Here is a 22,989-nt window from a genome sequence, read left to right as displayed (position 1 = left end):
CTACTCATTCGCATGCCCACACCACGAGGTGCACCCAGTCATGTCCGCACACCCCACCCGCCGCGCCGTGCTCGGCGCCACCACCGCCGTCGCGGGCGGCGCCCTGCTCACCGCCTGCTCGGGCTCCGGCTCGATGGACGGCATGGAGGGGATGGACCACGGCTCCAAGCCGTCGGCCGCTCCCTCCGGCTTCGTCGACCCCGCCGGTCCCGAGGTCGTCGCCGCCGAGGCCCGGCGCGGCTCCGGGCCCGTCCGCGACGTCCGCCTCACCGCCACCGCGACCCCGCTCGACCTGGGCGGCGGCCGTACCGTCCGCTCCTGGGCGTACGGCGACAGGCTGCCCGGGCAGGAGGTGCGGGTCACCGCGGGCGACACGCTCGCGCTCACCCTCGCCAACCACCTCCCCGAGCCGACCTCGCTGCACTGGCACGGCCTCGCCCTGCGCAACGACATGGACGGCGTGCCGGGTCTGACCCAGCGGGCCGTCGCGCCGGGGGCGTCCTTCGCCTACCGGTTCGCCGTCGCCCACCCCGGCACGTACTGGTTCCACCCGCACTCCGGCGTCCAGCAGGACCGGGGCCTGTACGCCCCGCTGATCGTCGAGGACCCGAAGGAGCCGCTGGCGTACGACCGCGAGTGGGTCGTCGTCCTGGACGACTGGGTCGACGGGGTGGACGGCTCGACTCCGGACGCGGTGCTGGCGGAGCTGCGCAAGGGCATGGGCGGCGGCATGGACCACTCCGGCCACGACATGGGTGACATGGGGGCCATGGGCAGCACGCCGACGTCCTCCGCCGGTCCCTCCCGCATGCTCATGGGCGCCACCAGCGAGGCGCTCGGCGGCGACGCGGGCGACGTCGCGTATCCGTACTACCTGGTCAACGGCCGTACTCCACAGGACCCTTCCGTCTTCACCGCCAAGCCGGGCGAGCGCATCCGGCTGCGGATCGTCAACGCGGGCGGCGACACCGCCTTCCGCGTGGCGCTCGGCGGCCACGAGCTGACGGTGACCCACACGGACGGCTTCCCGGTCCGGCACACCACGGCGGACGCGCTGCTGCTCGGCATGGGCGAGCGGTACGACGTGCTGGTCACGGCGGGCGACGGGGTGTTCCCGCTGGTGGCGCAGGCCGAGGGGAAGAAGGCGGCGGCGCTCGCGGTGCTGCGCACCGGCGGCGGGACCGCGCCCACCGCCTCCGTACGGCCCAAGGAGCTGACCGGTCGGCTGCTCACGGCCGACCGGCTGGCGCCGGACGCGTCCGCGGCGCTGCCCGCGAAGGCGCCGGACCGGACCGTGAAGCTGACGCTGACCGGCGGCATGGCGAAGTACGACTGGGCCTTCGACGGCAAGCCGTACCGGCCGGACGCGCGCCACCCCGTCCAGGCGGGCGAGCGGGTGCGGCTGGTCTTCGCCAACACGACCTCGATGTGGCACCCGGTGCATCTGCACGGCCACACGTTCGCGCTGGCGGGCGGCGCGGGCGGGGCCCGCAAGGACACGGCGGTGGTGCGGCCGAAGCAGACGCTGACCGTGGACTTCGACGCGGACAACCCGGGCCTGTGGATGGTCCACTGCCACAACGTCTACCACGCGGAGGCCGGGATGATGACGGTCCTCGGCTACCGGAAGTAGCCCCGCCGGTGGGGTGGAGCGGGGTGCCGCGCCCCTGCTCCACCCCCCATCGCGTCGCTTTGACGATTACACTGGCGGGGTGCCTCAACTACGTCTCGCTCTGAATCAGATCGACTCGACCGTCGGCGACATCGCCGCGAACGCCGAGGCGATCGTGCACTGGACCCGGCACTGTGCCGAGCAGGGCGCGCACCTCGCCGCCTTCCCCGAGATGATGCTGACCGGCTACCCCGTCGAGGACCTGGCGCTGCGCTCCTCGTTCGTCGAGGCCTCCCGGCAGGCGCTGACCGCTCTCGCGGCGCGCCTCGCCGCCGAGGGCCTCGGGGAGCTCCCGGTGATCGTCGGCTACCTCGACCGGTCGGACGCCCAGCCGCGTTACGGCCAGCCCGCGGGCGCCCCGCGCAACGCGGGCGCGGTGCTGCACCGCGGCGAGGTGGTGCTCAGATACGCCAAGCACCACCTGCCCAACTACGGCGTCTTCGACGAGTTCCGGTACTTCGTACCGGGCGACACCCTGCCCGTGATCCGGGTGCACGGCGTCGACGTGGCCCTGGCGATCTGCGAGGACCTCTGGCAGGACGGCGGCCGCGTCCCGGCCACCCGGTCCGCCGGGGCCGGGCTGCTGGTCTCGATCAACGCCTCGCCGTACGAGCAGAACAAGGACGACACCCGCCTCGAACTGGTCCGCAAGCGGGCCCAGGAGGCCGGGTGCACCACCGCGTACCTGGCGATGGTGGGCGGCCAGGACGAGCTGGTCTTCGACGGCGACTCGATCGTCGTCGACCAGGGCGGCGAGGTCGTCGCCCGCGCCCCGCAGTTCGCCGAGGGCGGTGTGCTGCTCGACCTGGAGCTGCCCGCCGCGGGCCCGGTCCCGTCCGGGACCGTCGACGACGGGCTGCGGATCGAGCACGTGATCCTCTCCGAGGAGCCCGTCCCGGCGTACGCACCGGAGCTCACCGGAGGGCAGGCGGACCGGCTCGACGACGACGAGGAGGTCTACTCGGCGCTGGTCACGGGCCTGCGCGCGTATGTGTCCAAGAACGGCTTCCGGTCCGTCCTGATCGGTCTGTCCGGCGGCATCGACTCGGCGCTGGTGGCCGCGATCGCCTGCGACGCGGTCGGCGCGGAGAACGTGTACGGCGTGTCGATGCCGTCCAAGTACTCCTCGGAGCACTCCAAGGGCGACGCGGCCGAGCTGGCCCGGCGCACCGGACTGAACCTGCGCACGGTGAGCATCGAGCCGATGTTCACCGCCTACATGGTCTCGCTCGGCCTCACCGGGCTCGCCGAGGAGAACCTCCAGTCGCGGCTGCGCGGCACCATGCTGATGGGGATCTCCAACCAGGAGGGCCACCTGGTGCTCGCGCCGGGCAACAAGTCCGAGCTGGCGGTGGGGTATTCGACCCTGTACGGCGACTCGGTCGGGGCGTACGGCCCGATCAAGGACGTCTACAAGACGGCCGTGTTCCGCCTCGCCACCTGGCGCAACAAGGCGGCGGCCGACCGGGGCGAGGTCCCGCCGATCCCGGAGAACTCGATCACCAAGCCGCCCAGCGCGGAGCTGCGCCCGGACCAGGTGGACACGGACTCGCTGCCGGACTACCCGGTCCTGGACGCGATCCTGGCGATGTACGTCGACCGCGACCAGGGCCGCGAGGCGATCGTGGCGGCCGGGTTCGACGCGGAGCTGGTGGCGCGGACGCTGCGGCTCGTCGACACCGCCGAGTACAAGCGGCGCCAGTACCCGCCGGGCACCAAGATCTCCGCGAAGGGCTTCGGCAAGGACCGGCGGCTGCCGATCACCAACCGGTGGCGCGAGTCGGTCTGAGCCCCGGCCCCGCGCCCCCCGGCCTCAGATCTTCAGCCGGGCCGCGATCGGCAGGTGGTCGCTGGGGGTGCGGCCGAGGGTCCAGGAGGACTTCGGCTCGACGCCCTTGACCATGATCTGGTCGATCCGGGCCATCGGGAACGCCGCGGGCCAGGTGAAGCCGAAGCCGTTGCCCGCCGCGCCCTGGGTGGAGCGCATCTGCGAGGTGATGTTGTTCAGGGCGCGGTCGTTCATGGTGCCGTTGAGGTCGCCGAGCAGGACCACCTTCTTCAGCGGGTCGCTCGCGATCGCGTCGCCCAGGGCGTCCGCGCTGGCGTCCCGCTGGCGCGCGGTGAACCCGGCGCTGAGCTTCACCCGGACCGAGGGCATGTGCGCCACGTACACCTTCACCTGGCCCGCGGGCGCGTTCACGGTGGCCCGCATGGCCCGGGTCCAGCCCAGCCTGATGTCGACCGGCTCGGCCTCGCTCAGCGGGAACTTCGACCACAGGCCCACGGTCCCCTGCACCGAGTGGTGCGGATAGGTCCCGGCCAGCGCCCTCTCGTACGCGCCGACCGCGCTGCCGGGCAGCTCCTCCAGGGCGAGGACGTCGGCGCCGGAGGCGATGAGCTTGCGGGCGGTGCCGGCCGGGTCGGGGTTGTCGGCGTTCACGTTGTGCGTGGCGACGACCAGGTTGCCGCCCTTGCTCTCCTTGTCGGTGAGCAGCCCGCCGAAGAGATTGAGCCAGACCACCGCCGGGAGGACCAGGGCGATCAGCGCGGTCGCCGAGCGGCGCCACAGGGCGAGGCCGAGGAGCACCGGGACGAACAGGCCGAGCCACGGCAGGAAGGTTTCCGTGAGACTGCCCAGGTTGCCGATCCGGTTGGGGATCTTGGCGTGGACCAGCATGACCAGGGCGATCAGCACCGCGAGCCCGGCCAGGACCAGACCCCGCCGCCAGATGCCGGGATCCCCCTTCCAGCCGTCGAGCAGGCGCCGGACCCGGGATCCGGAGCGCTCGCCCTCCGCGCTGCCGTTCCCCGTCTCCGCCACGTACGCCCGCGTCATACCGTCGTCCTCACTGCCTTGCCGTTCGCACTCCGCCGCCTCGATGACCCTAGGCGATGGAGGGCGGCTTTCCCTGTCCCCGTACTGCCTCGATGACGATGGGGCGCCGTGCGGGGTTCCAGCGGGTCACGGCTGAGGGGTGGCTGTGACAAAACGCGCATATTTGCCAGGTAGATGGTTTAAAGGTCATGTATTTGCGTGACTGAGGCACCCACTTCCCGTCGGCGGGGGTGGGATGCCACCATGGAAGTGGTCCGGAGACGCCGTCAGGGCGCTTCGAGATGACGAACAGGAGCCGTTGCGATGACGCAACAACTTAAGGCTGCGCAGAATCCGCCCGGAGAACGTTCCGACAGCAGCAAGGCGCTGTACGGGGGCAAGTCCACGCGCCGCGTCACGATCCACGACATCGCCGCCGCCAAGGCCCGGGGCGAGAAGTGGCCCATGCTCACCGCGTACGACGCGATGACCGCGTCCGTCTTCGACGAGGCCGGGATCCCGGTGCTCCTCGTGGGCGACTCGATGGGCAACGTCCACCTGGGCTACGAGACGACCGTCCCGGTCACGCTCGACGAGATCGCCATGCTGTCCGCCGCCGTCGTACGGGGCACCAAGCGCGCCCTCGTCGTCGCGGACCTGCCGTTCGGCACCTACCAGGAGGGCCCGGTGCAGGCGCTGCGCAGCGCCACCCGCCTGATCAAGGAGACGGGCGTCGGGGCGGTCAAGCTGGAGGGCGGCGAGCGCTCGCTGCCCCAGACCGAGCTGCTGGTGCAGTCCGGCATCCCGGTCATGTCCCACCTGGGCCTGACCCCGCAGTCCGTGAACGCCATGGGCTACCGGGTGCAGGGCCGCTCCGACGAGGCCGCGCACCAGCTGCTGCGCGACGCGAAGGCGGCGGAGTCCGCGGGCGCGTTCGCCGTGGTGCTCGAACTCGTCCCGGCGGAGGTCGCGGCGGAGATCACGCGCTCGCTGCACATCCCCACGGTGGGGATCGGGGCGGGTGTCGACTGCGACGCGCAGGTGCTGGTGTACACGGACATGGTGGGGCTCACCGGGGGGAAGGTGCCGCGGTTCACCAAGCAGTACGCCGACGTACGGAGTGTCCTGGCGGACGCAGCCAAGGAGTTTGCCGGGGAAGTCGTCGGCGGGGCGTTCCCTGCGGAGGAGCACACCTTCCACTAGTGGGTAGTTCGTTGGCTGCGGACCGTGGTGGGTTGCTCGCGCAGTTCCCCGCGCCCCTAAACACCTAGGGGCGCGGGGAACTGCGCGCTCAGCCACCCACGGTCCGCAGCCGCCTTCGGAGCTCGGCACGACGTCTCTGTCGGCGCGGTATCGGTCCCTGTAGGTGCGCTGTCGGTGGATTGTCGGTGGGGCCTGGCACCTTTGGGGCATGACGCGAATCGACAACAACCCCGAAGGCGGCGCGGCCAACGCCGTCACGGTGCGGGGGCTGGTGAAGCACTTCGGCGACACCAAGGCGCTGGACGGCGTGGACCTGGACGTCCGCGAGGGCACGGTCCTCGGAGTCCTGGGCCCCAACGGCGCCGGCAAGACCACCCTCGTCCGCTGCCTGTCCACCCTGATCGTGCCGGACGCCGGCACCGCCACCGTCGCCGGGTACGACGTGGTGAAGCAGCCCCGCCAGCTGCGCCGCACCATAGGCCTCACCGGGCAGTACGCCTCGGTGGACGAGAAGCTGTCGGGCTGGGAGAACCTGTACATGATCGGGCGGCTGCTCGATCTGTCCCGCAAGGACGCCCGGGCCCGCGCCGACGAGCTCCTGGAGCGGTTCTCGCTCACCGAGGCCGCCAAGCGGCCCGCGATGAACTACTCGGGAGGCATGCGCCGCCGCCTCGACCTCGCGGCCTCCATGATCGGCAACCCGGCCGTGCTCTACCTGGACGAGCCGACCACCGGTCTCGACCCGCGCACCCGCAACGAGGTGTGGGACGAGGTCCAGCGGATGGTGGCCGAGGGCGCCACCGTGCTGCTCACCACCCAGTACATGGAAGAGGCCGAGCAGCTGGCCAACCAGCTCACCGTCATCGACCGCGGCAAGGTCATCGCCAACGGCGGCATCAACGAGCTGAAGGCGAAGGTCGGCGGCCGCACCCTGCAGATCCGGCCCACCGACCCGGGTCAGCTGGGCGCGATGGCCCGCGCCATCGCCGAGGCCGGTCTGGACGGGGTCTCCGGCACCCAGGCGGTCCCCGACGAGGGCCTGCTGAACGTGCCGATCCTCAGCGACGAGCAGCTGACCGCGGTGGTCGGCCTGCTGGGCGCCCGCGGCTTCGGCATCGCCCACATAGGCACCCACCTGCCCAGCCTGGACGAGGTGTTCCTGGCCATCACCGGCCAGAAGCCCACCCTCCAGGAGTCCGAGAGCGACGACGAGATCCAGGAGGTCGCGGCATGAGCACCGCCACCACCGCCGAGGCCCCCACGAAGGCGCCGACCGGCATCCGCCCGCCCGTCATGGACGCCGACGGCCGGATCGGCCCGCGCGCCAATCTGCGCCACATAGGCGCCCTGGTGCGCCGCAACGCGCTCCAGATCAAGCAGGACCCGGAGTCGATGTTCGACGCCGTGTTCATGCCGATCATCTTCACCCTGCTGTTCGTGTACGTGTTCGGCGGCGCCGTCTCCGGCAAGGGCAACCAGGGCGAGTACGTCAACTACCTGATCCCGGGCCTGATGGCGATGCAGGGCCTGAACATCGCGATGGCCGTCGGCACCGGCATCAACGACGACTTCAAGAAGGGCGTCATGGACCGGTTCCGGACCATGCCGATCGCCCGGTCGTCGGTCCTGATCGCCAAGATCGTGGTCGAGATCGGCCGCATGATGGTCGCCACCTCGATCCTGCTGATCATGGGCTTCATCCTCGGCCTGTCCATCCACACCTCGGTGCTCGAACTGCTCGCGGCGGTCGGTCTGTCGCTGGTGTTCGGCGCCTCGCTGATGTGGATCTTCATCCTGCTCGGTCTCACCATGAAGACGGCCCAGGCCGTCCAGGGAGTGGCGATGCTGGTGCTGATGCCGCTGCAGTTCGGCTCGTCGATCTTCGCGAAGCCGACCACGATGCCGGGCTGGCTGCAGACCTTCACGGACTACAACCCGCTCTCCAACCTCGCGGACGCCGCCCGCAACCTGGTCAACGGCGGTCCGGTCGCCCACTCGGCGCTGATGACCATGGGCTGGGCGGTCGCGATCACCGCGATCACGGCCCCGCTGGCGGTCGCCAAGTTCCGCAAGCGGACGTGATCCTGACGGGCCATCAGGCCTGACATCAGTCCCGGTCGCGTTGTGCCAGGGCGGCGGCCTCCTCCAGGGAGAGGCCGCCGCCCTCGGCGTACGCGGCCTCGTAGGCGGCGTCGTCGAGCCGCGAGCGGACCAGCGCCTCCACCGTCGCCCGCTGCTCCACCTCCATGGGCGTGGCGAAGTGGACCGACGGCAGCAGGGCGTCGTGCGCGCCGACCAGCCGCGCCGCGTCGGCGGCGGTCGCGGTGCCGGGTTGCGTGAGACCGGCCCACGCCCAGGCGACGGAGAGCAGATGCACCGGAACCATCTGGGGCGCGACCATCTGGGACATCGGCTCCACGCCCCGGGCCAGCGCGGCGCGGGCGTCGACCAGGCCCTTGTCGTAGGCGCCCTCCAGGTTCTCCAGCCAGGCCCGGATGCCTATCACGAAGCCCTCGAAGAGCGAGAGGTTGCTCGACTTGAACTCCTCCAGCATCAGCACGATCTGCTCCCGCGCCTCCGGGATCCGGTCGGTGCGGCCCAGCCACATCGACAGGAACAGCCGGGCGGCGGGCTGCGCCTCGTACCCCGCCTGACGGCCCGCGGCGAGGATCTCGCGCAGCATCGCCTCGCCGCGCTCGCCCTGGCCGGTCTCGATCAGCACCGACGCCAGCCGCGCCTTCAGGAGCGAGACCTGCGCCTGGGCGCCGAGCCGTTCGGCGAACCGCACGGCCTCGGCGTAGTCCTCGGCCGCCAGTGCGTACTCGCCGCGCCGCTCGCGGGCCTCGCCGCGTGCGGAGAGCGCCTCGGCGGCGCCCCAGTCGTCGCCCAGGCGCCGGAAGATGGCCAGGCCCGCGTCGGCGTCGCGGGTGGCCTCGCCGGCCCAGTCGCTGCGGTTGGCGAGCACGTTGGCCCGCATCTGGAGGGCGTTGGCGAGCTCCCACTCGTAACCGAACTCCTCGCAGGCCACCACGGTCGCGTCGAGGAGCTCCTTGAGCTTGCCCGAGTCGCTGATCAGGATCACCGGGAAGAACCAGAGCGCGCCGGGCATCCGGCAGGTCTGCGGCAGCCCCGGCCGGTAGACGCCCACGATGGTGCGCAGGTACTCCCGCGCCTCGGGCGTCGTCCAGTTGTCGCTCGCGTGGTCCATGGAGGCGAGCAGGAACAGCCGCACCCCGCGCCGGGCCTCCTGGAGCACCTCGGGCTCCATCGGCGGCGGGCTGTCGGTGCAGCGCGGGTGGACCGGCGGCGCGGGCTCGGCGGGCGGCGCGAACGGGTCGGGGCCGAGGCTCGCGGCCTCCTGGGACCAGCGGCGGGACTCGCCGCGCAGATCGCGCATGTGCCAGTACGAGCCGAGCGCGTGCACCAGGCAGAGCACCTCGTGCTCGTCGGCGAGGTCGACGGCCCGGCGCAGCGCGGTGCGCAGGTTCTCGTACTCCCGCTCCAGGAGCTCGACCGCGGCGCGCTGGCCGCGGCCGCGCAGCTCGGGGTCGGTGGTCCGGGCCAGCTCGCGGTAGTGCACCAGGTGGCGGCGCTCGGTGGCGGCCCGGTCCCCGGCGTCGTCGAGCCGCTCCCCCGCGTACTCGCCGACGGTCTCCAGGAGCCGGTAGCGCATCTCGCCGCCGTCCCCGGGCGCGGCGACGACCAGCGACTTGTCGACCAGGGAGCCGAGCAGCGCGGCGACGTCCAGGGCGGCGACACCGGCCGGGCCGTCCGCGCAGACCTCCTCCGCCGCCGCGAGGACGCAGCCGCCCGCGAAGACGGAGAGCCGGCGCAGGACCGTGCGCTCCGGCTCCTCAAGGAGGTCCCAGGACCAGTCGACGACCGCGCGCAGGGTCTGCTGGCGCGGCAGTACGGTCCGGCTGCCGCTGGTCAGCAGGCGGAACCGGTCGTCGAGCCGGTCCGCGATCTGACGGGGTGTCAACATGCGGAGGCGGGCGGCGGCGAGCTCCACCGCCAGCGGCAGACCGTCCAGGCGGCGGCAGATCTCGGCGGCCGCCCCCGGGTCGTCCGCCACCCGGAAGCCCGGCCGGGCCGCCGCGCCCCGGTCGGCGAGCAGCCGCAGCGCCACCGGCCCCGGCAGCGGTTCCACCGGCCGCACCAGCTCACCCGGCACGCCCAGCGGCTCCCGGCTGGTGGCCAGGATGGTCAGCCCCGGGCAGCGGGCCAGCAGATACTCCGCGAGCGCGGCGGCGGCGTCGATCACGTGCTCGCAGTTGTCCAGGAGCAGCAGCATCCGGCGGCGCTCGCAGTGCGCGGCGAGGTGGACGAGCGGGTCGCCGCCGGTGCGGTCGGCGGCCCGCAGCTCCTCGGCGCCGGCGCCGTGCAGCACGGTCTCGCGGGCGCCGACCGAGGTGAGGACGGCGGCGGGCACGGCCGCCGGGTCGGCGACCGGGGCGAGCTCGGCCAGCCACACCCCGTCGGGCCAGCCGTCCCCGGCCGCGCCGACGGCCTCGGCGGCCTCCTGGGAGAGTCGGGTCTTCCCGGCGCCGCCGGGCCCGAGCAGCGTCACCAGACGGGCGCCGCCCAGGTCGCCCCGGATCGCCTCGATGTCCGCCTCGCGCCCGACGAAGGAGGTGAGCCGGGCGCGCAGATTGCCGGGCGCGGCGGGACGGGCGGGCGGCGCCTCGGCGGCGGGCGCGTCCGGCGTGTGCAGCAACTCCCCGTGCAGCGCCCGCAGTTCCGGGCCCGGGTCGGCGCCGAGGCGGTCGGCGAGGGTGCGGCGGACGTCCTCGTACGCGGCGAGGGCCTCGGCCGTGCGGCCCGCCGCGCGCAGGGCGCGGATGCGCAGGGCGTGCAGCGGCTCGTCCAGCGGGTGGGCGGCGCAGAGCGCGGCCAGCTCGGACAGCACCTCGTCGGCCCGGCCGAGCGCCAGGGCGGCGGCGAGGCGGGCCCGGCGGGCGTCGAGGCGGCGGGCCTCCCAGCGGGCCGCTTCGGCACTCCGGTCGGGCAGATCGGCCAGGACCGGCCCGGTCCACAGCGCGAGCGCGTCGTCGAGCCGGGTCAGGGCCTTCGCCGGGTCGCCCTGCTCCAGGGTGCGGGTCCCGTCCCCGGCCAGCCGCTCGAAGCGGTACAGGTCGATGTCGTCCGGCTCGGCGTCCAGGCGGTAGCCGCCGCCCTCCACCGAGGCGATCGCGGTGTGCCCCACCGCCCGCCGCAGCCGCCCGACCAGCGCCTGGAGCGCACCGGCCGCGTCGGCGGGCGGCTCGCCGTTCCACACCTCGTCGACGAGGAGGCCGACCGGGACCGTACGGCCGGGGCGCAGGGCGAGCACCGTCAACAGGGCGCGCAGCCGCGCCCCGCCGACGGCGACCGCCGTTCCATCGGGGTTCAACAGCTGGGTGGTGCCGATAATCCGGTAGCGCACGGCCCCATTCTCCGTGACGGGCGGCGCCCCCGTGCCCCCGCCCGCCAACTCCCGGCCAAGCGCCGGTGACCGGGGGTGGAACTCGTACGGGATCGCCGGACGTTCTCGGGGTATCACCTGTACGGTCGGGGCCGTCCGACCGCACCTCCACCCCGGGAGCCCCGCACATGGCCACCGCCACCTCGCGCCGCAGCGACCGGAGGATCAGCCCGGTCTTCCTGGGGATCGCCGCCGTCACCGCGGTCGCCGGATGGGCGGTGTGGACGGGGTTCTCCAGCGCGCCGGGCTTCGCCGTCTTCCTCTTCGTGACGGGCGCCTGGATCGTCTCCCTGTGCCTGCACGAGTACGCGCACGCCCGCACCGCGCTGCACGGCGGCGACATCTCGGTGGGCGCCAAGGGCTATCTGACGCTCAACCCGCTGAAGTATACGCACGCGATGCTGTCGATCGTGCTGCCGGTCATCTTCGTGATCATGGGCGGTATCGGTCTGCCCGGCGGTGCCGTCTTCATCGAGCACGGCCGCATCCGGGGCCGCTGGAAGCACAGCCTGATCGCGGCGGCGGGCCCGCTCACCAACGTGCTGTTCGCGGTGGTCTGCACGGCCCCGTTCTGGCTGCACGCGCTGGACGGTGTGCCCGCCGGGTTCCGGTACGCGCTGGCGTTCCTGGCGCTGCTCCAGGTGACGGCGGCGATCCTGAACTTCCTGCCGGTCCCGGGCCTGGACGGGTACGGGGTGATCGAGCCGTGGCTGTCGCACGGGATCCGCCGCCAGATCGAGCCGTTCGCGCCCTTCGGGCTGCTCGCGGTCTTCGCGTTCCTGTGGCTGCCGTCGGTGAACAGCGTGTTCTTCGACGCGATCCACTCGATCCTGCGCGGGCTCGGCGTCACCGAGTGGGACACCTACTGGGGCCAGCGCCTCTACCGCTTCTGGCAGGGCACCCCGGACATCCCGTCGCTCACCGGCTGACGGCGGCCCGCCGCGCGTCGAGCTTCGCCTTGCGCAGGTAGTACCAGGCCATGTTGGAGGAGAGCCCGGCGAGCAGGATCCAGACGACGCCGGTCCAGTTGCCCTGGACGAAGGAGACCACAGCGGCGGCGACCGCGAGGGCGCAGACGACGAGGGCGTACAGAGCGAGGCGGGGCATGGGGGTCGGCTCCTGTCCGGGTACGGCGCTGATGCCCGTCCAGTGTCCCCCATGCCCCGGGCGGACCTACACGTCGGTCACGCGCAGCCCGGCGTGCGCCTTGTAGCGGCGGTTCACCGAGATCAGGTTGGCGACGAGCGACTCCACCTGGTGGGCGTTGCGCAGACGGCCCGCGAAGACGCCGCGCATGCCGGGGATACGGGCGGCCAGCGCCTGCACCAGGTCGGTGTCGGCGCGGCTCTCGCCGAGCACCATCACATCGGTGTCGATCTCCTCGACCGAGGCGTCCTGGAGGAGCACGGCCGAGAGGTGGTGGAAGGCGGCGGTGACCCGCGAGTCCGGCAGCAGGGCGGCGGCCTGCTCGGCGGCGCTGCCCTCCTCGGGCTTGAGGGCGTACGCGCCCTTCTTGTCGAAGCCGAGCGGGTTGACGCAGTCGACGACGAGCTTGCCCGCGAGCTCCTCGCGCAGCGCCTCAAGGGTCTTGGCGTGCCCGTCCCACGGCACCGCGACGATCACGATGTCGCTGCGGCGCGCGCACTCGGCGTTGTCCGCGCCCTCCACCCCGAGGCCCAGCTCGTCGGCGGCGGCCCGGGCGCGCTCGGCGGCCCGCGAGCCGATGATCACCTTCTGGCCCGCCCGGGCCAGCCGGTAGGCGAGCCCGCGGCCCTGGTCGCCCGTGCCACCGAGCACGCCGACGACCAGGCCGGAGACGTCGGGCAGGTCCCAGGGGTCCTTGGCGGCGGGCTTCGGGGTGTTCGCGGCGCTGTCAGTGGAAGTCATGGAGCCGACCTTACGCCGGGCCCTACTGGGAGGTAGACCCCTGGTGCGCCTGCTCCCGTTCGGGTGAGGAGTGACCGCCCAGGCCCGCCGGGGCGCGCGGTGCGGCAGGATGCCGGGCCATGGATGCCGTACGCGTCGCACTGTTGCGGGAAGTCCTCGCGGGGACCGAGTGGCTGCGGGGCACCCGCCGGTTCGCGGGGGTGCTGCGGGGGTCGGTGGTGCCGAACGGCGGGGGGCTGCTGCTGGTGGGGACCGAGGCGTACGAGCCGTGGCACCTGGCGGCGCACCTCACCGACGAGGCCGCGTGGTCGGGGGTCCCCGAGCTCACGCCCACGCTCGTACGCCACCGGGTCGAGCCGGGCCGCGGCCCGCACCTGTCCGTGGGGCTCGGGCGCCTGACGGCGGCCGGCCGGGGCGAGACGCTGCTCGTGGTGGCCCCCGAGCGCCCGGACGACGGCCTCCTGGAGCGGGTCCACGACGCCCGGCGGGCCGGGGCGCGAGTGCTGGCGCTCGACGGGGGCGACGCGGAGGTGCGGGGCCTGGTCCACGAGTCCCTTACGGTGCCGCCGGGGGCGGAGGTGGACCTGGACACGGTGCAGCATCTGGTGAGTGCGGCGGTGGGGGAGAACGGGGGGCCGGTGCAGCGGGGGCGACGGGGGTTCCGCGACCGCCTCTCCCGCTTGGCGGACCAGCTGACTTCCCCGCCACCGGCGAGGTGGTGAGGGGGCTTCGCCCCGGGCCCCGTTTTCGCCTGCGGGCCGGTGGCGGGCTGGTCGCGCAGTTCCCCGCGCCCCTGAGAATGCCGCTCCGGGGCAATCCCCTGGGCGGCCCGAAGGGGCGCATTTAGGGGCGCGGGGAACTGCGCGACCAGCCACCCACGGTCCGCAGACGAACCCCGGGCCGAACCTCAGTCCCCCGTTTCCGGCTGCTTGTCGTGCCACTTCGGGTCCGTGTCCCACTCGAGATTCCGCTCCTGCGCCGTCTCCATCGCGTGCTGGGCCTCCTCGCGGGACCCGTACGGACCGAAGCGGTCCTTCGCCGGGCACTCCGGGCCCTCCTCGACCTTCTGGTGGACCAGGCAGTAGTACCACTCGCCCGGCTTGCCGACCGTGCGCTTCTTGAACAGGGCCATGCGGAAGCTCCTTCCCCGGCCCGTGCTCCGGACCTTCTCGACCATGCTGCCCCAACACGGCTCGATAGACTCGCCGGCATGTCCGCCCAGTCGCTGCTCGTACCAGGGGAGCTTTCTCCCACCCGCTCCGTCCCGGGGAACATCCGACGCCCCGAGTACGTCGGGAAGCCCATGCCCACGCCGTACACCGGCCCCGAGGTGCAGTCCGCCGAAACGATTGAGCTCATGCGGGTCGCGGGGCGCATCGCCGCCCGCGCGATGGAGGAGGCCGCCAAGCTCATCGCGCCCGGCGTGACCACCGACGAGCTCGACCGGGTCGCGCACGAGTACATGTGTGACCACGGCGCGTACCCCTCGACGCTCGGGTACCGCGGCTTCCCGAAGTCCCTGTGCAGCTCGGTCAACGAGGTCATCTGCCACGGGATCCCGGACTCCACCGTGCTGAACGACGGCGACATCGTGAACCTCGACGTCACCGCGTACATCGGCGGCGTCCACGGCGACAACAACGCCACCTACTTCTGCGGCGACGTCGACGAGGAGTCGAAGCTCCTGGTCGAGCGGACCCGGGAGTCGCTCAACCGCGCCATCAAGGCCGTCAAGCCCGGCCGCCAGATCAACATCATCGGCCGCGTCATCGAGTCGTACGCCAAGCGGTTCGACTACGGCGTCGTGCGCGACTTCACCGGGCACGGCATCAGCACGGCCTTCCACTCCGGCCTGATCGTGCCGCACTACGACGCGCCGCACGCCACCACCGTGATCAAGCCGGGGATGACCTTCACGATCGAGCCGATGCTGACGCTGGGGACGCACGAGTACGACATGTGGGAGGACGGCTGGACGGTCGTCACCCGCGACCGCAAGCGGACCGCCCAGTTCGAGCACACGCTGGTGGTGACGGAGACGGGCGCGGAAATCCTCACGCTGCCGTGATCGATTCCCCGTCTCCGGGGGTACATGTTTACCGACAGGCCGTCGGGAACCAGTTGACTTAGGTAAGCCTAAGTAGTTAGGTAAGCCTAAGTAGCGGGATCGGTGCTGCCGCTGTGCCGTGCCGATCAGCGCTGGTTCCCGTCCCCCTCGGTCCCCGGAGGCACGCCTTGGACACGCCCTTCTCCACCCTCATCCGCACGGCGTCGCACGAACAGCACACCGAGGCGGAGAACTCCGGCTTCATGAGCGCCCTGCTCGGCGGGCGGCTCGGCGTCGACGCGTACACCCGGTACACCGAGCAGCTGTGGTTCGTGTACCAGGCCCTGGAGGAGGGCGCGGGCGCACTGCGGAACGACCCCGTGGCGGGTCCGTTCATACGGCCCGAGCTGATGCGTACGGCCGAGCTGGAGCGGGACCTCACGCACCTGCGGGGCGAGGGCTGGCAGCGGGGCGCGGTCCCGCTCCCCTCGACGCGGGCGTACGCGGCGCGGGTGCGGGAGTGTGCGGTGACCTGGCCCGCGGGGTACGTGGCGCACCACTACACGCGGTACCTCGGTGACCTCTCCGGTGGGCAGATCATCCGTGACCGGGCGGAGAGGACGTGGGGGTTCGCCCGCAAGGGCGACGGTGTCCGGTTCTACGTGTTCGAGGCGATTTCCAACCCGGCCGCGTTCAAGCGGGGGTATCGGGAGTTGCTGGATGCGGTGGATGTGGATGAGCTGGAGAAGCAGCGGGTGGTGGAGGAGTGTCGGCGGGCGTTCGCGCTGAACACGGCGGTGTTCCGGGAGTTGGGAGAGGAATTCCCGCTCAGCGCGTAGCGCGCCGTTTTGGGCCCGGTTTTCGTCTGCGGGTCCGTTGCGGCTGGGCGTGCCCACGCGGCGGAGCCGCAAATGTCACAGCCCCGCGCCCCTTAGAGGCCCTTCGGGCCCTCCAAACGGACCCTGCCGCCCAGTTCTATCGTCTCGTCCGGGCCCGGGGCCGTGAGGAGTTGGGAGCCCCTGCCCTGGGTGATGTTGAGGGCTCGGCCCAGTTGGGCCGTGAGGAGGAGGGCCGCCGCGCCCGTTGCCTCGTCCTCGTCGATTCCGTCGCCCCGGCCCGGGAACGCCCTGGCCCGTACGCGGCCGGCGGCCTCGTCCTCCCAGCCCCAGGCGTAGACCCACTCCCCCGGCTCGGGCACGTCCAGGGCGTCCACCTCGGCGGCCGAGGCGTACTGCCGCAGGGTGCGCGGCGGGGCCCACTCCGGGTGGGCGGTGATCCAGGTGAACTCGCCGTCCTGGCGCGCGAAGACGTCGCCCACGGCCAGTTCCAGTACGTCGATGTCGAGCAGCCACGCCACCCCGACCAGCGGATGACCCGCGAACGGGAGCCGCAGGCCGGGCGTGTAGATGTCGACGGCGCCCCGCTCGGGGTCGTCCACGAACACCGTCTCGCTGAAGCCGAGTTCCTTGGCCAGCGCCTGCCGGGCCGCCTCGTCGGGCAGCGCGGAGCCCTCGCGCACCACGCCGAGGGCGTTGCCGTGGCGGCCGTCGGGGCCGCAGAAGACCCTGAGTACGTCGATGAGCACGCCGGGTGCGCCGTTTTCCGTCACCCCGGCATTCAACAACACCCGCGACGGCCGCAGGGCCGCACCCTTCGGAAAAGGTGCGGCCCCGCGGGTCGGGTCAGGCGCGGCCGAGTGCGGTCCGGCGGCGGGCCGCGTACACGGCGGCCGCCCCCGTCACCGCGATCGCGCCCGCCGCGCCGAGCAGCGGCCCGGTCGGGGCGGAGGAGCCGGTGGCGGCGAGGGCACCGCCACCGGTCGAGCCGCCGACGGTGGCGGCGGCGGCCCCGGAGGTGCCCGTTCCACCAGCCGTACCGCCACCGCCGCTCGTCGTCGCCGTGTCACCGGCGGTGTCCAGGTCCGCGCTCTCGCTCAGGCCCAGCACGACCGTGACCGGGTCGATGGCCTCCCCCGCCTTGTACTGGGACTGCTCGCCGGGTCGGGCGAAGACGGCGGCGCCGTCGGCGGTGAAGGCCGCCGGCACGGCGTTCAGCCGCACCACGTCCTTGCGGGCCGTGAAGTCGGCCCGGGAGAGGTCGAGGGAGGCGAACTCGACGTTCCGCTTGACTCCTTGGGGCGTGGTGGCGTCGACGTACAGGGCGCCCTTGGCACCGGACGCCGCTATCCGTACGGCACCGAAGGCGAGGTCGAGGTTGCCGTGGGCCGCGTAGGTGAAGCGGACGTTGCCCTTGAAGGAGGCGTTCACTTTACGGGCATCGGCCTTCAACTCGCCCTTGTCGAGCGGGAACCCGAAGGAGTCCTTGGCGGCGGTCGCGCCCTCGGAGACGGTGGTGTTGCCGCCGCTCGCGATGTACGAGCGCCACGACTGCTTGAGCCCCCAGCTGAGCTTGGCCTTCACGACTTTGTCGGAGGTGGGGGTGGGAGCGGTGGGGGTGGCCGGGGCGGGCTTGGTGGGCGTCGGCTTCGTCGGGGCCGGCGCGGTCGGAGTCGGCTTGGTGGGCTCGCCGCCGCCCATCGGGAACGTCAGCGTCGCCGGATCCAGCTTCTCCCCCTTCTTGTAGTTGCCGTTGAACGCGGCGGCGCCCTGCTCGGTGAGCGTGGCCGGGATGTCCTTGAAGGTCATCGCGGCGCCCTGGGACGGCTTCACCTGCGACAGGTCGAGGTCGGCGAGCGGCACGTCGTCGGCGGTCTTGTCCTTGCCGCCGTCCTTGGTGGTCACGTCGGCGGTGATGACCCCGGTCGTGGTGGTCGTCGTCACCTTCAGATCGGACAGTTTGATGTCGAGCACACCGCCGTGCGCCGAGAACCGGACGCTCCCCTTGAAGGCCGTGGCACTGGCGTGCGTGGAGGTGTCGTACGTACCCGCACCGTCCACGAACGTGAACACCCCGTTCCCGGCAGCCTGCTTGGCCCCGTCCGCGACCGTGATGCCCCCCGCCCCGACATACCGGCGGAAGCTCTCCTTGAACCCCCAGTCGAACGTGGCCCCCTTCAGCTCGACTTTCGCCGCGGCGTGGGCGGGAACGGCGGACAACACGGTGGCGGCAGTGGCCGCACAGACGACGGCGATGGCCGTCGTACGGGCGCTGGAGCGGGGAAGACGGGAGGTGACGGACATGGTCAGGTGACTCCTTGATGAATGAATCAGGCGTGGAAACGGTCAGTCAGTTCTGAGTGGCATCGCTGCCGTTGTCGGCAGTAGCTGCGGTCGCACCTCCCTGGTGTGTGGGGCTACTCGTCGCATCCCCGGATGCCTCTAGGGGCGCGGGGAACTGCGCGACCAGTTGGGGACGGCCCGCAGTCGAAGAACGACGCCTCCAGCGCAGCACCGCGAAGGCGACCGCCACCGCCACGAGCAACCCCGCTCCCACGAGCCCGAGGTACAACCGCCCGTGGTCCGACGAGGACGAGGGGGCGGCGGCATCCGGCCGGGCAACCGGCGAAGGCGACGGCGCAGCCGAAACCCCGCTGCCCACGTCCGGCAGCTCCGGCAGCCGAGCCGCCCCCTCCACCGCCACGGCGAGCGACACCGGGTCCATGGCCGTACCCGCCGGGTACATCCCGCCGAACACCTCCGCCCCCGAAGCCGTCAGCGTCGCGGGCGCCTCCGACACGGCCACCAGGCCATCGCGCGGGGCGAATCGGCCCACCGCGAAGGTGATCAGGGGGCGTCCGGCCGAGGACAGCGTGCCCCGGCCGTCCGCCACCTTGACCGCGATCCGGTCGAGCGTGAGCGCGAAGTGGGCGCCCGTAAAGCGGGCCGCCCCCGCGAACGAGGCGTCGAGCGTGCCCTTCTCCTCGTCGTACGAGCCGTGCCCGCGCGGGAACCTGAACAGCGCGCCACCGTCCTGGGCCCCGCCCGACAGCGTCCAGCCGCCCTGGGCGACCGACCCCGTGACGTACTCCCGGAAGGTCCGCCGCACACCCCAGTCGACGGCCGCGTCCACGAATCCGGCGCCCGCAGTACGGGAGGGCGCCGGAGACGAAGGCGTCGGCGCCTCGGCCGCGCGCGTGTCCACCGACAGGCTCACCGGATCGAGCGCGGTCCCGGCCGGGTAGTACCCGGCGAACGCCGCGGCCCCCTGCGAGGTCAGCGTCGCCGGGACGTCCGTGAACGCCACGGGCGACCCCCCACCCCGCATGTCGACGCCGCCCAGGGACAGCGCGGCGAGCGGCACCTGGCTCGCCGTGGTGACCTTGCCCGTGCCTTTCGCCCGGCTGGTCATGTCGGCGAAGAGCGCGCCCCGGCCGCCGGAGATGCGGACGGTGGGGCGGGCGATGGTCAGATCGAGCTCGTACGAGCCGTCGGCCTTGGGGTGTCCGGTGAAGCGGACCCCGCCGGAGAAGGCCGCGTCGAGCGCCCCGCCGCCCGGGTCGTACGAGCCCGCCGCCGAGTGGAACCGGAACCGGCTCGCGCCGACCGTGGCGGCCCCGCCGAGCAGGCTCCAACTCCCGTGTGCCACCGGGCCGGTGACGTAACTCTGGAAGGAGGAGCGGACGCCCCAGTCGAGCCGGCCGCCGCGCACGGTCCGTTCCGCCGCCTGCGCCGTGCCCACCGGGACGAGCAGGGCGCCGAGGACGGCCGCGAGCAGGGCGGACACGAGGGAGCGGGACGGCAGCATGACGAACCCCTTCAAGGGCTGGCGACTTAGGTAAGGCTAACCTAAGCTAACCCCTGGTCAATAGGCCACACCCTGATCCATCCACAGACGACAGGACGGTGCACCCGGTGCGAACGACCCGCACGACACGACTACTCACGGGCGCACTGATCTCCCTGCTCGCCCTCACGGGCTGCGGCACCGGCGACGCGAAAGGCGACGGGCCCGCCCCGGCCGCCTCGGCCGACCGCGCCGAGCCGCTCGCCGCCCGGGACATCGCGGCGCCGCACCTGCCCGCCACGGTCGACTCGGCCGACGGCCGACGCGTCGAAGTGGCCTCCGCCGACCGGATCGTGCCGCTCACCGGCTCGCTCAACGAGATCGTCTTCTCGCTCGGCCTGGGCGGGCACGTCGTCGCCCGGGACATCACCGCCACCTTCGAACAGGCCGCGAAACTGCCGGTGATGACCCGCGCCCACGACGTCTCGGCCGAGAGCGTGCTCTCCCTGAAGCCGACGCTCGTCCTCGCCGACACGGAGACGGGACCCGCCGAGGCGATCAGCCAGATCCGCGCCGCCGGGATCCCGCTCGTGGTGGTCGCCCCCGCCAAGAGCCTCACCGACGTGGGCCGCCGCATCACGACCGTGGCCGGGGCCCTGGGCGTACCGGGGGCGGGCCAGAAGCTCGTCGCCCGGACCGAACAGCGGATCTCGGCCGTGCGCAAGGGCGTTCCTGCCGCGCCGGACGGCAGGAAGCCGCGCGTCGCCTTCCTCTATCTGCGCGGCTCGGCCGCCGTCTATCTGCTCGGCGGCGCCGACTCGGGCGCCCCCTCGCTCCTGGCGGCGGCGGGCGCGGCCGACGCGGGCGCGGAGTCGGGGCTGCGCAAGGACTTCACCCCGCTCACCAGCGAGGCCCTGGTGAAAGCCGCACCCGACGCGATCCTCGTGATGCGCAAGGGGCTTGAGTCAGTCGGCGGGGTCGACGGGCTGCTGAAGATCCCGGGCGTCGCCCAGACCCCGGCCGGGCTCGACCGCCGGATCGTCTCCATCGACGACGGCGTGCTCCTCAACTACGGCCCCCGCACCGACCAGGTCCTCAAGTCGCTGGTGGACCAGCTGTACAAGGGCACCAAGTGACGGCCTCCCCCATCACGGAGGCTCCCGCCGAGGTGCGCGAACCCGTCGCGAAGGCCCGCCGCTCCAACGCCACTTGGACCCTCACCGTCGCCCTGACCGCCGCTCTGCTGGTGCTCGCCCTGCTCTCCGCCGGGCTCGGGGCGTACCACATCCCCCTCTCCGACGTACTCGGCTCGGTCCGCCACCGGGCGGGGCTCGGCGGGCGGCCGCTCGACCGGGTCGGTGAGAGCGTGCTCTGGAACGTCCGGCTGCCCCGGGTCGTCCTCGCCCTGCTCGTCGGGGCCTCGCTCGGCTGCGCGGGGGCGCTCACCCAGGGCGTGTTCGGCAATCCGCTCGCCGAGCCCGGCGTCATCGGGATCTCCTCGGGCGCGGCGGTCGGCGCGGCCGGTTCGATCGCGCTCGGGCTGAGCTTCCTGGGCAACTGGACCGTGACGCTCTGCGCGTTCGCCGCCGGGCTCGTCACCGTGCTGCTCGTGTACGCCCTGTCCCGCTCGGGCGGCCGTACGGAAGTGGTCACGCTGATCCTCACGGGCATCGCCGTGAACGCCTTCGCGGGGGCGCTCATCGGCCTGTTCGTCTTCTTCGCGGACAGCGCGCAGCTCTCCCAGATCACGTTCTGGCAGCTCGGTTCACTGGCCCAAGCCACCTGGCCCAAGGTGCTGGCCGTGCTGCCGTGCGCGGCGGTCGGCCTGGCCGTCGCCCCCTTCTACGCCCGCAAGCTGGACCTGCTCGCGCTCGGCGAGCGCCCGGCCCGGCATCTGGGCGTGGACGTGGAGCGGCTGCGGATGGTGCTCGTCCTGGTGGTCGCGCTGCTGACGGCGGCCGCCGTCGCGGTGGCGGGGGTGATCACGTTCGTCGGGCTGCTCGTGCCGCATCTGCTGCGGATGGCGGCCGGGCCCGGGCACCGGTTCCTGGTGCCCGCGAGCGCGCTCGGCGGGGCGGTCGTGCTGGTCGCGGGCGACCTCGCGGCCCGGACCGCCGCCGCGCCCGCCGAACTCCCCCTCGGCGTGCTCACCGCACTCATCGGCAGCCCGTTCTTCTTCTGGCTGCTGCGCAGGACCCGTCGTGGACAAGGTGGCTGGGCATGAGGTTCGTACCGATCACGGCTGCGCGGCGCAGGAGCGTGCCCGGTCCCGCCGCCCCGGGCGAGATTCTGGCCGAGGCGCGCGGGCTGCGGGTGCGCCTCGGCGGGCGGACGGTGCTCGACGGGGTGTCCGTCCGGGCCCGCGCCGGGGAGGTGCTCGCGCTGGTGGGGCCGAACGGCGCGGGCAAGTCGACCCTGCTGGGGACGCTCGCCGGGGACCTCGCGGTCTGCGGGGGCGAGGTGCGGATCGCCGGGCGGTCGCTCGCCGACTGGTCCCCGGGCGACCTGGCGCTGCGCCGCGCGGTGCTCCCCCAGTCCGCCGCGCTCTCCTTCCCCTTCCCGGTCGAGGAGGTGGTGCGGATGGGGCGGGCGCCCTGGGCGGGGACGGCAGGGGAGGACGAGGACGACGCCGTGGTCGCGGCGGCCATGGCGGCCACCGAGGTCGCCCCCTTCGCCGACCGCCCGTACGCCGCGCTCTCCGGCGGCGAGCGCGCCCGGGTGGCGCTGGCCCGGGTGCTGGCCCAGCGCGCCCCGGTGCTGCTGCTCGACGAGCCGACCGCCGCACTCGACCTGCGCCACCAGGAGCTGGTGCTGCGGCTGTGCCGGGAGCGGGCCGGGGCGGGGGACGCCGTGGTGGTCGTCCTGCACGACCTGGGGCTCGCGGCGGCGTACGCGGACCGGGTCGCCGTGCTGCACGCCGGGGCGGTGGCGGCCGAGGGGGCGCCCGCCGAGGTGTTCCGCGAGGAGTTGCTGAGCCGGGTCTACCGGCAGCCGGTGGAGGTCTTCCCGCACCCGGAGACCGGGGTTCCGCTGGTGGTGCCCAAACGGGAGCCCGTACGGAGTCACGGGGGCGCAAAGAAGCGTGCGGGGGCGCAAGAAATCAGCCACGCGCAGGCGTGTGAGCCGGGGGCAAAACCGGTGGATCATGGTCCACGCAGCGCCGCTTGACCGATCCTTGACCCGACCATGACTTTCCTGTGATTGGCCTGTTATCGACGGCCGAGAGGCGGTGCGAGGTGAGAGCTGAATCACTGACCCGATGGGTATCGGTCAGGTAA

The 22,989-nt window shown here is 72.8% G+C and carries 20 protein-coding genes; 12 read left to right on the top strand and 8 right to left on the bottom strand.

Annotated features, from left to right (window positions below):
• Positions 1–40 precede the first annotated feature (40 nt).
• Together IE252_RS08075 and IE252_RS08070 are read left to right on the top strand one after the other, a co-directional pair.
• Complete coding sequence (locus tag IE252_RS08075) at positions 41–1,633, top strand: multicopper oxidase family protein (protein WP_190088622.1); 1,593 nt, start codon at positions 41–43, stop codon at positions 1,631–1,633.
• A gap of 79 nt (positions 1,634–1,712) precedes the next feature.
• Complete coding sequence (locus tag IE252_RS08070; protein ID WP_190088621.1) at positions 1,713–3,461, top strand: NAD+ synthase; 1,749 nt, start codon at positions 1,713–1,715, stop codon at positions 3,459–3,461.
• A gap of 24 nt (positions 3,462–3,485) precedes the next feature.
• Here the strand turns inward: IE252_RS08070 and IE252_RS08065 are convergent, their stop codons facing one another.
• On the bottom strand, positions 3,486–4,508 hold the full coding sequence (locus tag IE252_RS08065; protein WP_190088620.1) for an endonuclease/exonuclease/phosphatase family protein: 1,023 nt from the start codon (positions 4,506–4,508) through the stop codon (positions 3,486–3,488).
• A 303-nt stretch (positions 4,509–4,811) separates the two neighbouring features.
• Between IE252_RS08065 and panB the strand changes: the two genes are divergently transcribed.
• The 3 genes from panB to IE252_RS08050 all read left to right on the top strand — a co-directional run bounded on the left by panB (position 4,812) and on the right by IE252_RS08050 (position 7,772).
• Positions 4,812–5,690 (top strand): 3-methyl-2-oxobutanoate hydroxymethyltransferase, encoded by an 879-nt coding sequence (gene panB, locus IE252_RS08060; protein WP_190088619.1) that lies wholly within the window; start codon positions 4,812–4,814, stop codon positions 5,688–5,690.
• Positions 5,691–5,898: 208 nt separating this feature from the next.
• Positions 5,899–6,924 carry an ATP-binding cassette domain-containing protein gene (locus IE252_RS08055; protein ID WP_190088618.1) on the top strand — a complete coding sequence of 342 codons (1,026 nt, stop codon included), beginning with the start codon at positions 5,899–5,901 and terminating at the stop codon, positions 6,922–6,924.
• Positions 6,921–7,772, top strand: a complete 852-nt coding sequence (locus IE252_RS08050) for an ABC transporter permease (protein WP_190088617.1) — start codon at positions 6,921–6,923, stop codon at positions 7,770–7,772. Before IE252_RS08055 ends, IE252_RS08050 begins: the two co-directional genes overlap by 4 nt.
• 25 nt (positions 7,773–7,797) lie before the next feature.
• On the opposite strand, the gene IE252_RS08045 is transcribed toward IE252_RS08050, so the two are convergent.
• On the bottom strand, positions 7,798–11,115 hold the full coding sequence (locus tag IE252_RS08045) for an AfsR/SARP family transcriptional regulator (RefSeq protein ID WP_190088616.1): 3,318 nt from the start codon (positions 11,113–11,115) through the stop codon (positions 7,798–7,800).
• A gap of 167 nt (positions 11,116–11,282) precedes the next feature.
• Between IE252_RS08045 and IE252_RS08040 the strand changes: the two genes are divergently transcribed.
• Positions 11,283–12,083, top strand: a complete 801-nt coding sequence (locus IE252_RS08040; RefSeq protein ID WP_190088615.1) for a site-2 protease family protein — start codon at positions 11,283–11,285, stop codon at positions 12,081–12,083.
• Here the strand turns inward: IE252_RS08040 and IE252_RS08035 are convergent.
• Positions 12,073–12,261: a hypothetical protein gene (locus tag IE252_RS08035; RefSeq protein WP_190088614.1), complete on the bottom strand. Its 189-nt coding sequence runs from the start codon at positions 12,259–12,261 to the stop codon at positions 12,073–12,075. The two genes, IE252_RS08040 and IE252_RS08035, sit on opposite strands and share 11 nt — an antisense overlap.
• 66 nt (positions 12,262–12,327) lie before the next feature.
• Positions 12,328–13,041 carry an NADPH-dependent F420 reductase gene (gene npdG, locus IE252_RS08030; RefSeq protein WP_190088613.1) on the bottom strand — a complete coding sequence of 238 codons (714 nt, stop codon included), beginning with the start codon at positions 13,039–13,041 and terminating at the stop codon, positions 12,328–12,330.
• A gap of 119 nt (positions 13,042–13,160) precedes the next feature.
• On the opposite strand from npdG, the gene IE252_RS08025 reads away from it, so the two are divergent.
• On the top strand, positions 13,161–13,763 hold the full coding sequence (locus tag IE252_RS08025; RefSeq protein WP_190088612.1) for a hypothetical protein: 603 nt from the start codon (positions 13,161–13,163) through the stop codon (positions 13,761–13,763).
• A 185-nt stretch (positions 13,764–13,948) separates the two neighbouring features.
• On the opposite strand, the gene IE252_RS08020 is transcribed toward IE252_RS08025, so the two are convergent.
• Complete coding sequence (locus IE252_RS08020) at positions 13,949–14,173, bottom strand: hypothetical protein (RefSeq protein WP_190088611.1); 225 nt, start codon at positions 14,171–14,173, stop codon at positions 13,949–13,951.
• A 78-nt stretch (positions 14,174–14,251) separates the two neighbouring features.
• Here IE252_RS08020 and map point away from each other — a divergent pair, with 78 nt between their 5' ends.
• Both map and IE252_RS08010 read left to right on the top strand, forming a co-directional pair.
• Complete coding sequence (gene map, locus IE252_RS08015) at positions 14,252–15,109, top strand: type I methionyl aminopeptidase (RefSeq protein WP_190088610.1); 858 nt, start codon at positions 14,252–14,254, stop codon at positions 15,107–15,109.
• A 167-nt stretch (positions 15,110–15,276) separates the two neighbouring features.
• Entirely contained in the window at positions 15,277–15,927 is a 651-nt protein-coding gene (locus IE252_RS08010; RefSeq protein WP_190088609.1) for a biliverdin-producing heme oxygenase, read from the top strand.
• Between the two features lie 92 nt (positions 15,928–16,019).
• On the opposite strand, the gene IE252_RS08005 is transcribed toward IE252_RS08010, so the two are convergent.
• The 3 genes from IE252_RS08005 to IE252_RS07995 all read right to left on the bottom strand — a co-directional run bounded on the left by IE252_RS08005 (position 16,020) and on the right by IE252_RS07995 (position 19,732).
• Positions 16,020–16,697: a PhzF family phenazine biosynthesis protein gene (locus IE252_RS08005; RefSeq protein WP_190088608.1), complete on the bottom strand. Its 678-nt coding sequence runs from the start codon at positions 16,695–16,697 to the stop codon at positions 16,020–16,022.
• A gap of 73 nt (positions 16,698–16,770) precedes the next feature.
• The gene (locus IE252_RS08000) at positions 16,771–18,228 is read right to left on the bottom strand and encodes an HtaA domain-containing protein (RefSeq protein WP_190088607.1); all 1,458 of its coding nucleotides are present in this window, start codon (positions 18,226–18,228) and stop codon (positions 16,771–16,773) included.
• Between the two features lie 46 nt (positions 18,229–18,274).
• Positions 18,275–19,732: an HtaA domain-containing protein gene (locus IE252_RS07995; protein ID WP_190088606.1), complete on the bottom strand. Its 1,458-nt coding sequence runs from the start codon at positions 19,730–19,732 to the stop codon at positions 18,275–18,277.
• A gap of 98 nt (positions 19,733–19,830) precedes the next feature.
• Between IE252_RS07995 and IE252_RS07990 the strand changes: the two genes are divergently transcribed.
• The 3 genes from IE252_RS07990 to IE252_RS07980 are packed head-to-tail and all read left to right on the top strand — an operon-like array spanning position 19,831 to position 22,879.
• Positions 19,831–20,847, top strand: a complete 1,017-nt coding sequence (locus tag IE252_RS07990; protein ID WP_373298521.1) for a heme/hemin ABC transporter substrate-binding protein — start codon at positions 19,831–19,833, stop codon at positions 20,845–20,847.
• A gap of 32 nt (positions 20,848–20,879) precedes the next feature.
• Positions 20,880–21,935 carry a FecCD family ABC transporter permease gene (locus IE252_RS07985; RefSeq protein WP_229848161.1) on the top strand — a complete coding sequence of 352 codons (1,056 nt, stop codon included), beginning with the start codon at positions 20,880–20,882 and terminating at the stop codon, positions 21,933–21,935.
• Positions 21,932–22,879: a heme ABC transporter ATP-binding protein gene (locus IE252_RS07980; protein WP_190088604.1), complete on the top strand. Its 948-nt coding sequence runs from the start codon at positions 21,932–21,934 to the stop codon at positions 22,877–22,879. The genes IE252_RS07985 and IE252_RS07980 overlap by 4 nt, the downstream gene beginning before the upstream one ends.
• Positions 22,880–22,989 lie beyond the last annotated feature (110 nt).

The sequence above is a fragment of the Streptomyces melanogenes genome (genome assembly GCF_014649795.1).
Taxonomy (GTDB): Bacteria; Actinomycetota; Actinomycetes; order Streptomycetales; family Streptomycetaceae; genus Streptomyces; species Streptomyces noboritoensis.
Note: the sequence above shows the minus strand (reverse complement) of the source record. Positions and strands in the feature narration are given on the sequence as shown.

Coding starts and splice junctions, on each gene's coding strand:
- IE252_RS08065 (WP_190088620.1), bottom strand. CDS start 4,508: ATGACGCGGGCGTACGTGGCGGAGACGGGGAACGGCAGCGCGGAGGGC.
- IE252_RS08075 (WP_190088622.1), top strand. CDS start 41: ATGTCCGCACACCCCACCCGCCGCGCCGTGCTCGGCGCCACCACCGCC.
- IE252_RS08055 (WP_190088618.1), top strand. CDS start 5,899: ATGACGCGAATCGACAACAACCCCGAAGGCGGCGCGGCCAACGCCGTC.
- IE252_RS08000 (WP_190088607.1), bottom strand. CDS start 18,228: ATGTCCGTCACCTCCCGTCTTCCCCGCTCCAGCGCCCGTACGACGGCC.
- map (WP_190088610.1), top strand. CDS start 14,252: ATGTCCGCCCAGTCGCTGCTCGTACCAGGGGAGCTTTCTCCCACCCGC.
- IE252_RS08040 (WP_190088615.1), top strand. CDS start 11,283: ATGGCCACCGCCACCTCGCGCCGCAGCGACCGGAGGATCAGCCCGGTC.
- panB (WP_190088619.1), top strand. CDS start 4,812: ATGACGCAACAACTTAAGGCTGCGCAGAATCCGCCCGGAGAACGTTCC.
- IE252_RS08020 (WP_190088611.1), bottom strand. CDS start 14,173: ATGGCCCTGTTCAAGAAGCGCACGGTCGGCAAGCCGGGCGAGTGGTAC.
- IE252_RS07980 (WP_190088604.1), top strand. CDS start 21,932: ATGAGGTTCGTACCGATCACGGCTGCGCGGCGCAGGAGCGTGCCCGGT.
- IE252_RS07995 (WP_190088606.1), bottom strand. CDS start 19,732: ATGCTGCCGTCCCGCTCCCTCGTGTCCGCCCTGCTCGCGGCCGTCCTC.
- IE252_RS08050 (WP_190088617.1), top strand. CDS start 6,921: ATGAGCACCGCCACCACCGCCGAGGCCCCCACGAAGGCGCCGACCGGC.
- npdG (WP_190088613.1), bottom strand. CDS start 13,041: ATGACTTCCACTGACAGCGCCGCGAACACCCCGAAGCCCGCCGCCAAG.
- IE252_RS08025 (WP_190088612.1), top strand. CDS start 13,161: ATGGATGCCGTACGCGTCGCACTGTTGCGGGAAGTCCTCGCGGGGACC.
- IE252_RS08035 (WP_190088614.1), bottom strand. CDS start 12,261: ATGCCCCGCCTCGCTCTGTACGCCCTCGTCGTCTGCGCCCTCGCGGTC.